Raw genomic sequence first — 13,734 nt, 5'->3', positions numbered from 1 at the left:
TTTGCCTATTACCAATTACCAATTACCAATTACCAATTACCATTACACCTTATGTCCGAATCAAATTCTATTAATCCAAATCCTCAAGCAAATGGGGTAGTTGGAGAATCTACAAATCAAGAAGTAACAACAACGGAAGACCGTAATGCCAAAACTCGGCAATTACTAGGAATGAAAGGTGCAAGTCCAGGGGAAACTTCTATTTGGAAAATTCGCTTACAATTGATGAAACCGATTACTTGGATTCCCCTAATTTGGGGTGTGGTCTGTGGTGCGGCTTCTGCTGGTAATTACACTTGGACTCTAGAAAATGTTCTCAAATCAGCCCTTTGTATGCTGCTTTCTGGTCCTTTATTAACCGGTTATACTCAAACTATCAATGATTATTATGACCGGGACATTGACGCTATTAATGAACCTTACAGACCTATTCCTTCCGGGGCAATTTCCGAAAAGCAAGTAATTAGCCAAATCATTGTTTTACTATTATTAGGATATGGGGTAGCTTATACTTTGGATTTATGGGCAAATCATCCATTTCCTACTGTTTTAATGTTGTCTGTTTTTGGTACTTTCATTGCTTATATCTATTCTGCACCTCCATTAAAGTTAAAACAAAATGGTTGGTTAGGAAATTATGCTTTAGGCGCTAGTTATATCGCTTTACCTTGGTGGGCCGGTCATGCTTTATTTGGTGAATTGAATTGGAAAATTGTCGTTCTGACTCTGTTCTATAGTTTGGCAGGTTTGGGTATTGCCATTGTTAATGATTTTAAAAGTGTGGAAGGCGATCGCCAATTAGGTTTACAATCATTACCAGTTATGTTTGGGGTACAAACTGCGGCCTTAATTTGTGTGGTCATGATTGATTTATTTCAAGGTTTGGTTGCTGGTTATTTGGTCAGTATTCACGAGAATTTATATGCAGCTATTCTCGTATTATTAATTATCCCCCAAATCACTTTCCAAGATATGTATTTCCTCCGTGACCCCATAGCTAATGATGTCAAATATCAAGCCAGCGCCCAACCTTTCTTAGTTTTGGGAATGTTGGTAACAGGTATTGCATTAGGTCATGCTGGAGTTTAACATTTATTAATTCCAAATCCCCCGATTTTTTCAGAAGTCGGGGATTTAACTCCTCAGTTTACCAAGTTTAGCAATTGTCATGTTAAATTTTATCTCTTTCCTCACTCACGGGATACAACCTTTCTTAGTTCCGATTTGCTTTTTCATAGCTTGGACCATGATTATTATGGTGTTTTTGAATTTATGGACAGCTACAAAGGAAACTGTTAAAATTGCCCAAGAAATGCACAAAATCCCCTGTCATAATTGCCAATTTTTCACCAATAATTACCGTCTTAAATGTACAGTAAATCCATATATTGCTAGTACAGAAGCAGCAATTGGTTGTAAAGATTATCAATCACATTCATGATTTTTTCTCCTTCTAAATCCTTATTTAATATGTAGGTTGGGTTGACATAATGTTACCCAACATTATCAAATACAGCACTTACAGCAATTCCCGATATTATCAAGTACAGATATTAATTATTAATGATAAAACTCTTGTGGTGCGGGCATCTTGCCCGCATAAAGTATACCTTACTCAAGCTGAACCTACTGGATCATAGAAATAATGAACATTATCAAATACAGCACTTACAGCAATTCCCGATATTATCAAGTACAGATATTAATTATTAATGATAAAACTCTTGTGGTGCGGGCATCTTGCCCGCATAAAGTATACCTCACTCAAGCTGAACCTACTGGATCATAGAAATAATGAACATTATCAAATACAGCACTTACAGCAATTCCCGATATTATCAAGTACAGATATTAATTATTAATGATAAAACTCTTGTGGTGCGGGCATCTTGCCCGCATAAAGTATACCTTACTCAAGCTGAACCTACTGGATCATAGAAATAATGAACATTATCAAATACAGCTACAAAATAACTGACAATTATCTATCAAATCATCTCTAACAACACTTTTAAAACCCCTTTAGTTTTAGCTTTTTCAACAGCTTCTAAACCAAGAGATAGGGGATAAATACCCTGAATTAAAGATTGTACATTTACCTTTTTGGTCCCTAATAATTCTAACGCTGGCACAAAAGGACCGCAACGAGAACCAATGAGAGTAATTTCATCTACCACCAAAGCAGAAGCATCTAAACTGAGATTTCCTGCATAGGTGCTTTTTAATATCAATGTACCACGAGGACGTAAAGCCCGTCGGGCAGTATTAAAACCTTCTGGATTTCCTGTACAATCAATAGAAACATCAAAATATCTATCCTTGACACTATTAGCCAAAGCGGTTTTAATTCCTCTCGCTGCTAAATTTAGTAATTTATCTTCATGTCTTCCCACTACTAATAAATCACAACCAGTTAAAGCTAAAGTTTGGGCTATTAATTGACCCAGTTTACCATCTCCAACTACTAATACTCGATCATCTTCACATAATGTTATTTGTTGTTGAATTTCCAAAGCTGCGGCCAGGGGTTCTGTAAAAGTTGCAGCTGCTGTAGAGACATTTTCCGGTACAATATGCAAATTTTCAATAGGTAAAGATAGATATTCTGCAAAAGCACCATTACGGTTCACAATACCTAAAACCGTCCGATTTTCGCAATGGGTAGGTTGTCCACTGCGACAAAAGCGACAATAACCACAAGCAGCATTAATTTCCCCCACTACTCTTTGATTAATTAAATGTTCTGGACCTTGTTCTACAACACCAACAAATTCATGGCCAATAATGCCAGTATAGGGATAATAACCTTTAATTAATTCCAAATCAGTATTACAAATACCCGCACACAAAACCCGCACTAAAGCCTCCCCCGCTGGTGGTTCAGGAATAGGAATATCAGTACGTAATTGTAATTGATTACTTTCTAGCCAAAGTCCTTTCATAATTTTGTTAGTTGTTATTTGTTATTTGTTATTTCTATACTTCTACTCCTTCTAAAATTCCCATAATAACAAGCTATAATATCTATTGTCCTGTAAAATTTTGATTTTAGCCATAGTAGCTACCATGATTGTACTAAATTCCAGAAATCTCCAAAAATCAAACTAGACATTTTAGAGTTTGAGATGAGAGAGAAATGGTGTAAAAATGGGGACTAAACCTAAATTACTCACAACCATGGTCGGAAAAGAGCGATCGCTATAATCCATTCCCGGCGATAATGGAAAAGACACAGAATTGAGAGATAACCATGTACCACCAGCAGCTTGAACAATTACCCAAGCAGCTGCAATATCCCATACCTTTGGTGTGGCTTCAATTCCCCCCAAAACCGCACCGGTTGCGACTGTCAGAAAGTTATAACTAGCAACCCCTAACATCCGAATTTTACAGGGAAAATCCGGTTTAATAATGCCGGTACTGCGAGAACAAAGATTAAAAAAGTGGTTTTTACTAGGAATATCTTTACTTGTATGGATAGGATGATGATTTAAAAATGCTCCCGTTGGCGTTGTTAAGCCCGATGAACCCGCCCAAAACCCGTAAAAGGCTTGATTTAATGGTGGCACATAAACATAGCCAAAAATCGGCGTTCCTCGATAAAGTAAACCCAGAGAAATTGACCAAATAGGAAGTCCTCTGGTGAAATTAGTTGTACCATCTAAAGGATCAATTACCCAACACCATTCTTTATCAGGAAAACTTTGACCTGCTTGCAGCACGTTATCACTTTCTTCGCTCAAAATGCCGTAACCTGAGAAAGTAGAAACAATAGCATCTCTAATTTCTTGATCTGCCCATTTATCGGATTTTGTCACTAAACTACCATCAGGTTTTTGTGTAGCTTGAACTTTGCCAAAATCCTGCATTAACTGTTTTCCTACTCTGATAGTAGTGGTTTCAGCAAATTCTAAAATCGTATTCCAAAAGTCGTTCATTTGTTATTAGTCAGTTGTCCGTTGTCCGTTGTCAGTTGGTTTTCAATTACCAATTACCAATTACCAATTACCCATTACCATTAATCTAAATCACTTTCGAGAACAGAAGCTAAAGCCTTTTTGGTATTAGTTTGAAATTCTGCCACATTGACACGATTCAAAAAAGCAATTGATACCAACATTCCCAAAGCTTCTAAAGCAAATACCAAACCATAAGCTAATACTAAGTTATCTGGTAACAACTTGCGCCCCACATCTAAAATAGTACCACCAATGACAATGGCAATTCCTCTAGATATAGACTGAGCAAGTCCCCAAGCACCTATAAATGTACCGGCAGCTTCAGCAATTGTCAAATCTAACATCAGACTAACTGCCGCAGTGGTGACAACACCAGTCGCTAAACCAAATAAAACTAAAGTTGATTTCAGTTCCAAGGGATTGGCAGATAATCCCGAAAAACCCAGTAATAAAGCCGCAAATGCGACTAAAACACAGCCTAATTTTATAGTTTTGCGTTTACCCAACCGAGGCACAATCAAAAAACCTGTGATACCATAGGAGATTAATATGCCCGTTCCATAAAAAACGTTGAGTTTGGTACTTTCCGCTAAAGGCATTTTAAACACTTCCCCTGCGTAAGGTTCTAGAATAGGATCTTGCATAAACAAGCTAATAGTCATCACTAATAAAAAAGTGAAAAACAAACCTGTTTGGGGACTAGCTGTTAAAATTTTCCAAGCACCACCTAAGGTAATACTATCTTCCCGGTTTTCTGGAGTAGAACGATGGAAAAAACGAGAATATTTTTTTTCTACCCCCAAAGTAGCGACAATTGCTAAACAAAAAACCATACCGGGAACAATCTGGAATAAGCGATTTATTGCAGCTTGTAAAGTTTCTATGGGTGCATTAGCGTTTAATTGGTTTAATAAGCTAGAACTGATAATAGCTCCAACTATAATCCCTACCATCAACATTGACCAAACAATACCGACAACTTGAGAACGGTTGTCGGCTTCGGAAATATCAACTAATAAAGCCGCAAAAGCCGTACCACTAGCACAAATGGCCAGTCCGTAGACTAGGAAAACTAAACCTAAAACCGCTGTCCAAGCCATTGTTTGGCTAGTCCATACCCAACTTTCGCCCATATTAGCAGAATTTAACCGCCATATTACTTGTACCGCACAAAAGGCAGCGATCGCAAATATTCCTGCTCCCAACCATACATAACTTGTGCGATGATATCCCCATAATGGTCTAGCATCGGACATTTGCCCAAATAAAATTCGGGTTGGGGCCACAAACAAAGGCAATGCTAACACAAAAGCCACCAATGTAGCCGGAATGGCAATTTCCTGAATCATGACTCGGTTGAGTACCCCCAAAGTCAAAATAGACATCATACTCAACCCCATTTGAAACAATCCTAGCCGGAACATGGTGAAAATATTCACCCGGGGTAAAACCAGAGATTGGTTTTGGTTATGATATGTATTATCGTCCATAGGTAATTTTTTCTATTCCTGACAAAATATAGCATTTTCCCAATCAAAATCTTCAACTTCGCGCCTTTGCGTCTTAGCGCGAAACATAATTCATACTGCCATTATCCAACGACTTAACTTTGATCACGGTAAACTAAAAAAGTAAAGAAATATAAATAAATTCAATTTTACCCAAATGCAAACTATCACCTTAGGAAAAAATGGTTTAGCTGTTCCCCCTCTTTGTATCGGTACTTGGGCTTGGGGTGACAAACTCTTTTGGAATTATGGTCATGAATACGGTGAAGAAGAGTTACAAGCTGCTTTTAACACCGCCTTAGATACTGGTGTCACTTTCTTTGATACTGCGGAAGTTTACGGTTTAGGACTTTCGGAAGAATTTTTAGGCAGGTTCATGAAACAAACCAACCAAAAAGTACAAATTGCTACCAAGTTTGGACCTTTACCTTGGCGTTGGCAGGGTAAATCTGTATCTGAAGCTTTAACAGCCAGTCTCCAACGTCTCCAAGTTGAGAGAATTGAATTATACCAAGTTCATTGGCCTTTTGCGTTCTTTTTGAGTCAAGAAACTCTCATGAATACCCTGGCAGATGAAGTCAAACGAGGTAGAATAGGGGCAGTTGGTGTCAGTAATTATTCAGCCGCTCAAATGCGAGAAGCACACCAGATATTAGCCGCTAAGGGTGTACCTTTGGCTGTAAATCAGGTGCGTTATTCACTAATAACGCGCCAAATAGAAGGTAACGGTATTTACCAAACAGCCCGTGAGTTAGGTGTAACTATTTTAGCTTATAGTCCCCTAGCTCAAGGATTACTCACAGGTAAGTATATATCCTCCCAAAAACCTCAAGGTGCAAGAAGCATAGATCCGCGATTTAGTCAAGATGGTTTAAATAAAATCGCTCCATTGTTATCTTTGTTACGAGAGATTGGTGAAAAGTACCATCGCACCCCTGCCCAAGTATCCTTAAACTGGTTAATAGCTCAAGGTAATGTGATTCCCATTGTTGGAGTCAAAACCGCAGCACAAGTTAAACAAAATGTTGGTGCTTTAGGTTGGCAAATGACCGCAGACGAAATTTCCGCATTAGAGAAAATTACTCGTCTTTGGTTACATTAATTGTCCTTCACATTCAAAGCGTATTGTTTAAACCTTTCTAAATCCGCTTGAATTGTGGACTCTACCACCTTTCCTAAAAACAAATTATCCATGAGTTTACCAATTAAGCCAGGAATTGCATAGGAAACCGTCATTTTCACGATGCTATTATCATAGCGATCATAAAAGCGAATTGCTCCTTGATTTGGTAAACCATCCACAGACTCCCATTGAATAATTTGATGAGGAATTATTTTAGTAATTCGGGATTTCCATGTAAATTCTAACCCACCTGTTTTCAGTTTCCATAGAGAAATTTCCGGTTTATCTGGGAGAATTTGCACAGAATCAATCCATTTCATCCATTTAGGCATTTGTTCTAAATCAGACCAAAGCCCCCATGCTAATTCTATGGGAACTTCTACCTCTACCTGTACACTATGTTCTAGCCATTCACTCATAGGATTTTAGATTGGTCTGCGGTTAGTTGTTATTACCCATTACCCATTACCCATTACCCATTACCTACTTCTTCAAACTTTCCAGAATTGCTTTGGCCGCACGTTGTCCAGAAATTGTTGCTCCTTCCATGCTATCAATATAATCCTGTTGGGTGTAACTTCCAGCTAAGAAAAAGTTAGGTATGGGTGTTTTTTGATCTGGACGGTATTCATCCATGCCCGGTGCTTCTCTATACAAAGACTGAGCTAATTTAACCACACTGTACCAAGTCATGTTTAAATCCCTTGCGGAAGGAAATAGTTCATGGACTTGTTTAAGCACGTGGTGAGCGATCGCTTCATTGCTTTGTTTAATAAAAGGATCTCCCGGTGTTAACACCAATTGTAATAATGAACCTTCCCCAGGACGATAATAATCTGCGGGGCTAGTCAAAGCCAAATCAGCAAAACAGGAAAAATCAGCATCACCAGTGTACAATAGATTGTCTATTCCCACGGCTGCGGAAAGCTGTTTACGTTTTTCCTCATCTTCTAGTTCTGTCACCCAACCATCAAAACGTAGCTGCACTGTAGCGACGGGGACAGCATCTAACTTATAAATGTTATCAAATTCTGGCCATTTCCGCCAGGCCTGGGGTAAAACTCGTTGAATTCCGGGAACATCACAAGCGCAAAGATAAGCATCAGCGGTAATCAGTTCCTCTGTATCACCTTGAGCAACTAATATACCAGTTACGCGGGTTTCTGCTTCCCCAACCACATCAGTAAACCGAATTTCTCGCACTTGACGACGAGTGTATATTTTTGTGCCTCTTTCTTCTAAATATTTAACAATAGGTTTATGTAAATATTCGGAAGGTGAACCCGCCAACATTCGCAAAATTGAAGCTTCGGTTCTGACAGCAAAAAACTGGAAAATTGTCAACATACACCGGGCAGAAATATTGTCACAATCTATAAATCCCAGTGCATAAGCAATAGGATTCCATAGGCGTTTAATACTACCTTTACTGCCTCCGTGACTATAAAACCAATCAGAAAAGCTGATTTTATCTAATTTGCGGATAGTTTTCATTGCTCCGTCAAAGTCTACTAAACCCTGTACTATTGGGCTAGTACCCAAAGCGATCGCATTTTGTAGTTTATCCTGTAAAGACAGTTGAGAAGTTGTGAAAAACGCCTTTAATCCATTTAAAGGCGCACCCGTGAAAAAGCGAAAATCTAAAGCTCCTGTTTTTCCGCCTTTATTAATAAAAGTATGACTATGTTCTTTGATGAGTAAGTTTTCTCCAGCACCAACCTTCTCCATTAATGCAAACAGATTGTAGTAGCAGCCGAAAAATACGTGCAGCCCCATTTCAATATGATTGCCATCATTATCTACCCAACTGCTGACTTTGCCACCCACAAAGGGACGAGACTCGAAAATTTCTACTTCACAGCCCCTATCTACTAAGTCTACCGCAGTTGATAACCCAGCAAGTCCCGCACCTACAATTGCAACGCGCATTCCCTCGTTCCTTGTTCAATCTCTTTACAAATTGTAACTGAATTAGTGTGGGAATTTGCTGGGAATTATTAATTGGCAATTATTAATTGTTTGCCACTTCTTCCCCTTGGGGTAAACTTCTAATTAGTTCCCGAATTACATCTGTTGCTGGTCTCCCTGTCTGTTGACAATATTTTTCTAGTTTCTCTGCTTCTTGTGTTGCTAGATTAACTGTTATCCGTTTAACGGCCCATTTTTTATTTGTCATTATCATGCACTTAGCTGTATGTTAACTTGATTTCAAGAGTCTGGGAACTCAAAACAAAAATGATACTATCAGAGTAAGTCTGAATTAACAAAGTAACAAAAAAATTAATTTTATTAAAGATATTCAATTGATATATTCACCGGGCAGAAGCCTCGGTGATTCTTGACACTTCGTAGAATAATATAACCGTTGATTTTGCTCTGTCTCTGTGTTAGAGTCGTGGCAATACCCAACATTTCCATCTAGGTCCTGTTCATTTCCACAATTCAAACACTGAAGCGACCGGATTTTTATAGCTGTAGCCAAGGTAATTAGGTTTTCTATTTAGTCAACTGTCTCCAAGGTCAACTCAGCAGCGGAAAGTACATGAGCTTCCAATAGAGCCATCATATCTCCTAATTGGGGATTACCACGAGTTGAGCCAGTCAATCCCTTAGCAATAATTAAACCACAATGACCCTGAGTATTTTGACATCGCTGATGCCATTTTCTCTTAGCCTCTATATGCACTGGGTCATCATCTAAAAATTGCCCAAACAGAAATAATTCATGATTACGTGTTTGCAATAAACCCAAGTCATAGAGATTATCATCTATCGGATCAGTAACAGTATGGAAACAAATTGCGTTCAGTCCTCCAGCCTCTTGAATATTTTTAATAATCCCCTTAGCTTTAGGACGAGAGGTTTGAATCACAATCACAGGTAAACCATCCCCCACAGGCTCAAATTCACCCCCTGCTTGGTGGTTAGCACCTTGACGTAGGTGATCTAATGTTTTCCAGGATAACACACCTAGACTCATAAACGCATCTTCTGGAATCAAATCGTCTCTTAAGGCTTCAAATATAGAATCATCTTCTTCATCTTCTTCATCTTCATCCAAACCAGCCATTTCTTCTAGTTCTGCTGTCAATTCTGGCATTGTAGAAACAGCGACAGTTAAGGATTTACGATTTCCATCGGTTTCTGGTAAGGAAATTCGATAACGTTGGCCCAGAGTGAGACCATCTTCCTGAGATAATTGACGACGGTAATCACGCACAAACCGCAGTAAACTTTCTAAAGCGACAAAAGTTAGTAGCGCTTCTTCTTCATACAAAACCGAACGTAGCCCTTCTAACGGGTGAATATTCCCGAAAGTAGGTTCAATTTCTGAATCAGGCATATCCGCCAAATCACCTAGATCATCATCGTCGTTATCATCTACAGAATCAAAAGTGAGAAATAAACAATCTTGTTTGAGGAAGGCTGCCTCTAAATTTCGATTTGTTTCATCATCATCAGCTATAACGGCAGCCCGAAACCGCTTCAGGGAATCCTCAGAACGATAAAACAAAATTCCATACTCAATTCCTAACATTCCCATGACAGAGGCATAGAGTTTGTCTACATCCCATTGATTAATTTCTATTGATAAAATTTGCTGTTCCTCTAAAAAGTTCCAAGGAGCAGCTTGCCAGACTTCTAAGGCTTTATCATGGAGGAGCTTGGCATATTTGGGCGGTAAATCAGGAGTTTGTCCGTCAACGATTTCCGCAAAAGAGCGAAAAAGTTCATCAATTATTGGTAATTCGGGTACATAGTCAATAGCAATACCTAAATCTTGCAACACACCCCGCAAGTAAAATTGAATTTCTCGATCCCGTACAACGATTCTTTGGGGTCTAGCGGGCTTGGCCGGACTTTGTGGATGTTCTATTGCCCGCATTAATGTCCGCACAATGGCTTCAGGTCCCAGACTGGGATCTACCATGTCCATGCCTCTAACTATACCTTCTGAGGCATCCACCCAGATAATACATTCTCCTTTGGACTCTGGGTCGGCTGGGCTGTGTGGTGATGACAATGGACGGCGATCGCCCTCCCATACAGAAGGAATCTGGGTTAATTTCTGCAACCGACGACTGGTAGAGCGATTAAAACTTGTCATAGAATAAATGAGTCAAAACAAAGCGACGAGAAGAGCGACTTTTGGGAATGGTTAATCATTAAACATACCTAATCCGATCCAAAAAAGCTAACTAGTGCTAACAAAAGTCTGCTTTTTCTTCCTGCTTCATCCTAGAAGTGTCGGCACTATCTAGTCCACAGGCTAACACGGTTAATCTAACCGCTTCTTGTTTCAAATTAATTGCAGCGTTTACATCTCTATCACACTCAAAACCGCATTTCTCACATTTAAACACTCTTTGAGATAATGACAGTGATGATTTTTTTTCTCCACAACTGGAGCAAGTTTTACTACTGGGATAAAATCTATCCACAACTACTAACTTACTGCCATATAGTTGAGTTTTGTATTCTAGCTGCCTCCTAAATTCATAAAAGCCCATATCAGCAATAGCTTTTGATAACTTACCATTTGCTAACATTCCAGACACATTCAAATCTTCTATCCCTATTACCGCGTGGTTTTTGCTGATATAAGTAGTGATTTTGTGTAATGTATCTTTTCTCATGTTAGCTATTTTTTGGTGTAGTCTTGCTATTTTGATTTGGGATTTTATATAATTATTAGAACCGACTTTTTTATGCCGATTTAAATATTGCATTCTTGCCAGTTTAGATTCATACTTTTTATAGCTTTTTAAGCCATCAAATACTTCTCCTGTTGATAACATTGCTAAATGATTTATACCTAAGTCAACTCCCACACACTCTTGTTTTTTAGGGTTTTGACTGGTTTCTACTTCTATTTTCCAAGATACAAACCACTTGTCAGCTTGTTTGCTAATTGTGACTGATTTGGGTTGATATCCAAAGGGGAGAACTTCATAAGTTTTTAGCCAACCAATGACAGGAACTTTTACTTTTTTCTGCTCAATGTGAATTGCACCATCTAAAGTAAAAGAATCATGTTTACCTTTTTTCTTGAATTTAGGAAATCCTGTGTTTTTCTTGAAAAAAGATTTAAAGGCCTCTGATAAATATCTTAATGCGTATTGAGGAGCGCATTTAGATACTTCATAATACCATTGACATTGACTTTTAACTGATGCTACTAGCCATTTATGTAAATCTATGGCTGTAGGAAATTTAATTTTATCTTCAGGATTAAGTTTGTTATGTATGATAACCTGTTGACACAATGCTAAACCTTGATTCCAAGCGTGTCTAGCTACTCCTGCGTGCTGTGCCAGTAGTAGTTTTTGTTGCTTGTTTACCTTGAGTTCTGTCTTGAATCCTAGTAGCATAAAGATATTTTACAACAAAATTCCAATATTGTTACCATAGAGGTGTGACTTTGCATAGAAAGCATAAGTGCTTAATTGTTATTAATTGTTAGCTTTTGAGTTACTGTTAATTAGCCTTCAATTCTAGAATAAAAATTCTGGGTTGCTCAGAAACAGGCAACGGGGAAGAGGGCAAGAATAATTGATCATCTTCTACCCATGTTCTCATGTTCCCATCTTCTGATGCTGTTTTCCTATCCTCATGTCGCTAAAATGAATACAAAAACATCCATAACCCCAGAGGTACTAAAACCCCTGCTAGAGTATTGATCAAATCAGTTCAGGAGTTAATCATCCATGACACAAGCCACTCAAACTCAACAACGCTCAATTCTGTTATCTGAAACTGCATTGCGTCAAGTTAAGTCTCTTCAAGACAAACAAGGAAAAGATTTATGTCTACGGGTGGGAGTTAGACAAGGTGGTTGTTCGGGAATGTCTTATATAATGGATTTTGAGGATATCAGCAAGATTACCCCCGATGATGAGGTTTTTGATTATGATGGCTTCAAAATTATCAGCGATCGCAAAAGTTTACTTTACCTTTATGGTCTCATGCTCGATTATAGCGATGCCATGATTGGTGGTGGTTTCCAATTCACTAACCCCAACGCTGTCCAAACTTGCGGTTGCGGTAAATCTTTCGGTGTGTAATATTTAGACAGGTTTGTCAGTTATTGGTTGCTAATAACAACTGACAACTGACAACTGACAACTGACAACTGACAACTAACAAATGACTAATACAATTGATTCCCTATTTGATACAGGTTTAGAACGGTATAAAGCTGGAGAATCTGTAGAATCTCTAATTCCTGTATTTAAAGAGGTATGCGATCGCTCTCCTAAAGCTAGTTCAGCTTGGATTTGTCTAGCTTGGTTATATCTCCTTGATAACAAGGGTTCACTGGCTTTTAAAGCCGCCAATAAAGCGGTGAAACTTAATCCCCAAGACCCACAAGCAAGAATTAATCTCGCTTTAGCTATGCTGGAAACAGGTCAAAAAGGTTTGCGGGAACACATTGAGTTTGCAAAACAGTTAATATTTGTCAATGAAGAATGGCAAGAAGAAGTTAAAAATAGTATTGAAGATGGTTTCACTAGAAAACCTGATTGGCAAAATTTAGCCAAGGTTAAATCATGGATATTTGATTAAGGACAATTAACTCTTTACCAATCACCAATCACCAATCACTAATTACCAATCACTAATTACCAATAAAAATGAAAGACAAATTATTAAACTGGCTTAACTTCATCCTTGTTGCTGATGTTTTCCTTGTGATTTTAGGTTTCGCGTGGCTTGTTATTGCTGTGATTGGTGATGCTTCGGGAATCAACCTTGGTTTGGATTTATGGCATAAACTGTGGATACCATTATTTAACCCTGCTATTGGCATCCTCATGGGAGGGGCTTTGCTGAGTGGTATTATTAGCTGGGTGTCTAAAAAATTGACAAAAAATGAATTGTCCTAATCTGCTAATCTGCCAAGTGCTATAAACTAGAAAAAAGAGATGAACTATGTTAGTGACAGAATTACCGTAACTTTAGGTCAAATTCGATCCTGGTCTGTAGCAAAAAAATCAAGTGATTTGCCATAGCAAGATTAGCAGCTAGTCATCAACTGTACTGCATTTAGTTTATATATATAATTACAGCGGGCAAGATGCCCGCACCACAACAGCTTAGGACTGTTAATAATATAACTAAGTTAACATCAGCCATTGGTAAA

At 38.4% G+C, this 13,734-nt stretch carries 16 protein-coding genes; 8 read left to right on the top strand and 8 right to left on the bottom strand.

All coding sequences use genetic code 11. The annotated features are described in order from the left end of the window. Positions 1-51: 51 nt before the first annotated feature. From chlG to H6F62_RS02455, 4 genes are all read left to right on the top strand, one after another. The gene (gene chlG, locus H6F62_RS02470) at positions 52-1,089 is read left to right on the top strand and encodes a chlorophyll synthase ChlG (protein ID WP_190371248.1); all 1,038 of its coding nucleotides are present in this window, start codon (positions 52-54) and stop codon (positions 1,087-1,089) included. Positions 1,090-1,168: 79 nt separating this feature from the next. Continuing rightward, positions 1,169-1,441, top strand: a complete 273-nt coding sequence (locus tag H6F62_RS02465; protein WP_137909166.1) for a hypothetical protein — start codon at positions 1,169-1,171, stop codon at positions 1,439-1,441. A 204-nt stretch (positions 1,442-1,645) separates the two neighbouring features. Then, entirely contained in the window at positions 1,646-1,789 is a 144-nt protein-coding gene (locus tag H6F62_RS02460; protein WP_162501175.1) for a hypothetical protein, read from the top strand. Positions 1,790-1,794: 5 nt separating this feature from the next. Continuing rightward, positions 1,795-1,938: a hypothetical protein gene (locus tag H6F62_RS02455; RefSeq protein WP_162501175.1), complete on the top strand. Its 144-nt coding sequence runs from the start codon at positions 1,795-1,797 to the stop codon at positions 1,936-1,938. A gap of 50 nt (positions 1,939-1,988) precedes the next feature. Here the strand turns inward: H6F62_RS02455 and H6F62_RS02450 are convergent, their stop codons facing one another. From H6F62_RS02450 to H6F62_RS02440, 3 genes are all read right to left on the bottom strand, one after another. Continuing rightward, a complete protein-coding gene (locus tag H6F62_RS02450) occupies positions 1,989-2,942 on the bottom strand; it encodes an alcohol dehydrogenase catalytic domain-containing protein (RefSeq protein WP_137907142.1) in 954 nt (317 codons plus the stop codon). 171 nt (positions 2,943-3,113) lie between these two features. Continuing rightward, positions 3,114-3,938 carry an inositol monophosphatase family protein gene (locus H6F62_RS02445; RefSeq protein WP_137907143.1) on the bottom strand — a complete coding sequence of 275 codons (825 nt, stop codon included), beginning with the start codon at positions 3,936-3,938 and terminating at the stop codon, positions 3,114-3,116. 80 nt (positions 3,939-4,018) lie between these two features. After that, positions 4,019-5,449 carry a BCD family MFS transporter gene (locus tag H6F62_RS02440; protein ID WP_190371247.1) on the bottom strand — a complete coding sequence of 477 codons (1,431 nt, stop codon included), beginning with the start codon at positions 5,447-5,449 and terminating at the stop codon, positions 4,019-4,021. A 175-nt stretch (positions 5,450-5,624) separates the two neighbouring features. Between H6F62_RS02440 and H6F62_RS02435 the strand changes: the two genes are divergently transcribed. Then, positions 5,625-6,569 carry an aldo/keto reductase gene (locus tag H6F62_RS02435; RefSeq protein ID WP_190371246.1) on the top strand — a complete coding sequence of 315 codons (945 nt, stop codon included), beginning with the start codon at positions 5,625-5,627 and terminating at the stop codon, positions 6,567-6,569. Here H6F62_RS02435 and H6F62_RS02430 read toward each other — a convergent pair. The 5 genes from H6F62_RS02430 to H6F62_RS02410 form a co-directional block, all read right to left on the bottom strand. Further along, positions 6,566-7,009 carry an SRPBCC family protein gene (locus tag H6F62_RS02430; RefSeq protein ID WP_168359529.1) on the bottom strand — a complete coding sequence of 148 codons (444 nt, stop codon included), beginning with the start codon at positions 7,007-7,009 and terminating at the stop codon, positions 6,566-6,568. The two genes, H6F62_RS02435 and H6F62_RS02430, sit on opposite strands and share 4 nt — an antisense overlap. Before the next feature lie 64 nt (positions 7,010-7,073). Beyond that, complete coding sequence (zds, locus tag H6F62_RS02425; protein WP_137907147.1) at positions 7,074-8,519, bottom strand: 9,9'-di-cis-zeta-carotene desaturase; 1,446 nt, start codon at positions 8,517-8,519, stop codon at positions 7,074-7,076. 82 nt (positions 8,520-8,601) lie between these two features. After that, positions 8,602-8,772: a CopG family transcriptional regulator gene (locus tag H6F62_RS02420; RefSeq protein WP_137907148.1), complete on the bottom strand. Its 171-nt coding sequence runs from the start codon at positions 8,770-8,772 to the stop codon at positions 8,602-8,604. Positions 8,773-9,090: 318 nt separating this feature from the next. Further along, positions 9,091-10,698, bottom strand: coding sequence for a hypothetical protein (locus H6F62_RS02415; RefSeq protein WP_137907149.1), 1,608 nt, complete (start codon positions 10,696-10,698; stop codon positions 9,091-9,093). A 97-nt stretch (positions 10,699-10,795) separates the two neighbouring features. Further along, complete coding sequence (locus tag H6F62_RS02410; protein WP_137907150.1) at positions 10,796-11,962, bottom strand: RNA-guided endonuclease TnpB family protein; 1,167 nt, start codon at positions 11,960-11,962, stop codon at positions 10,796-10,798. Between the two features lie 336 nt (positions 11,963-12,298). On the opposite strand from H6F62_RS02410, the gene H6F62_RS02405 reads away from it, so the two are divergent. The 3 genes from H6F62_RS02405 to H6F62_RS02395 all read left to right on the top strand — a co-directional run bounded on the left by H6F62_RS02405 (position 12,299) and on the right by H6F62_RS02395 (position 13,477). Then, positions 12,299-12,655, top strand: a complete 357-nt coding sequence (locus tag H6F62_RS02405; protein ID WP_190371245.1) for an iron-sulfur cluster assembly accessory protein — start codon at positions 12,299-12,301, stop codon at positions 12,653-12,655. A gap of 82 nt (positions 12,656-12,737) precedes the next feature. Then, the gene (locus H6F62_RS02400) at positions 12,738-13,157 is read left to right on the top strand and encodes a hypothetical protein (RefSeq protein WP_190371244.1); all 420 of its coding nucleotides are present in this window, start codon (positions 12,738-12,740) and stop codon (positions 13,155-13,157) included. A gap of 68 nt (positions 13,158-13,225) precedes the next feature. Beyond that, positions 13,226-13,477 carry a hypothetical protein gene (locus H6F62_RS02395; RefSeq protein WP_028083014.1) on the top strand — a complete coding sequence of 84 codons (252 nt, stop codon included), beginning with the start codon at positions 13,226-13,228 and terminating at the stop codon, positions 13,475-13,477. Positions 13,478-13,734 lie beyond the last annotated feature (257 nt).

Origin of the sequence: Anabaena sp. FACHB-1391 (genome assembly GCF_014696755.1) — a bacterium.
GTDB lineage: Bacteria > Cyanobacteriota > Cyanobacteriia > Cyanobacteriales > Nostocaceae > Dolichospermum > Dolichospermum planctonicum.
Note: the sequence above shows the minus strand (reverse complement) of the source record. Positions and strands in the feature narration are given on the sequence as shown.

Excerpts from the sequence above, each read along its gene's own strand:
- chlG (WP_190371248.1), top strand. The coding sequence starts at position 52 with ATGTCCGAATCAAATTCTATTAATCCAAATCCTCAAGCAAATGGGGTA.
- H6F62_RS02465 (WP_137909166.1), top strand. The coding sequence starts at position 1,169 with ATGTTAAATTTTATCTCTTTCCTCACTCACGGGATACAACCTTTCTTA.
- H6F62_RS02460 (WP_162501175.1), top strand. The coding sequence starts at position 1,646 with ATGAACATTATCAAATACAGCACTTACAGCAATTCCCGATATTATCAA.
- H6F62_RS02455 (WP_162501175.1), top strand. The coding sequence starts at position 1,795 with ATGAACATTATCAAATACAGCACTTACAGCAATTCCCGATATTATCAA.
- H6F62_RS02450 (WP_137907142.1), bottom strand. The coding sequence starts at position 2,942 with ATGAAAGGACTTTGGCTAGAAAGTAATCAATTACAATTACGTACTGAT.
- H6F62_RS02445 (WP_137907143.1), bottom strand. The coding sequence starts at position 3,938 with ATGAACGACTTTTGGAATACGATTTTAGAATTTGCTGAAACCACTACT.
- H6F62_RS02440 (WP_190371247.1), bottom strand. The coding sequence starts at position 5,449 with ATGGACGATAATACATATCATAACCAAAACCAATCTCTGGTTTTACCC.
- H6F62_RS02435 (WP_190371246.1), top strand. The coding sequence starts at position 5,625 with ATGCAAACTATCACCTTAGGAAAAAATGGTTTAGCTGTTCCCCCTCTT.
- H6F62_RS02430 (WP_168359529.1), bottom strand. The coding sequence starts at position 7,009 with ATGAGTGAATGGCTAGAACATAGTGTACAGGTAGAGGTAGAAGTTCCC.
- zds (WP_137907147.1), bottom strand. The coding sequence starts at position 8,519 with ATGCGCGTTGCAATTGTAGGTGCGGGACTTGCTGGGTTATCAACTGCG.
- H6F62_RS02420 (WP_137907148.1), bottom strand. The coding sequence starts at position 8,772 with ATGATAATGACAAATAAAAAATGGGCCGTTAAACGGATAACAGTTAAT.
- H6F62_RS02415 (WP_137907149.1), bottom strand. The coding sequence starts at position 10,698 with ATGACAAGTTTTAATCGCTCTACCAGTCGTCGGTTGCAGAAATTAACC.
- H6F62_RS02410 (WP_137907150.1), bottom strand. The coding sequence starts at position 11,962 with ATGCTACTAGGATTCAAGACAGAACTCAAGGTAAACAAGCAACAAAAA.
- H6F62_RS02405 (WP_190371245.1), top strand. The coding sequence starts at position 12,299 with ATGACACAAGCCACTCAAACTCAACAACGCTCAATTCTGTTATCTGAA.
- H6F62_RS02400 (WP_190371244.1), top strand. The coding sequence starts at position 12,738 with ATGACTAATACAATTGATTCCCTATTTGATACAGGTTTAGAACGGTAT.
- H6F62_RS02395 (WP_028083014.1), top strand. The coding sequence starts at position 13,226 with ATGAAAGACAAATTATTAAACTGGCTTAACTTCATCCTTGTTGCTGAT.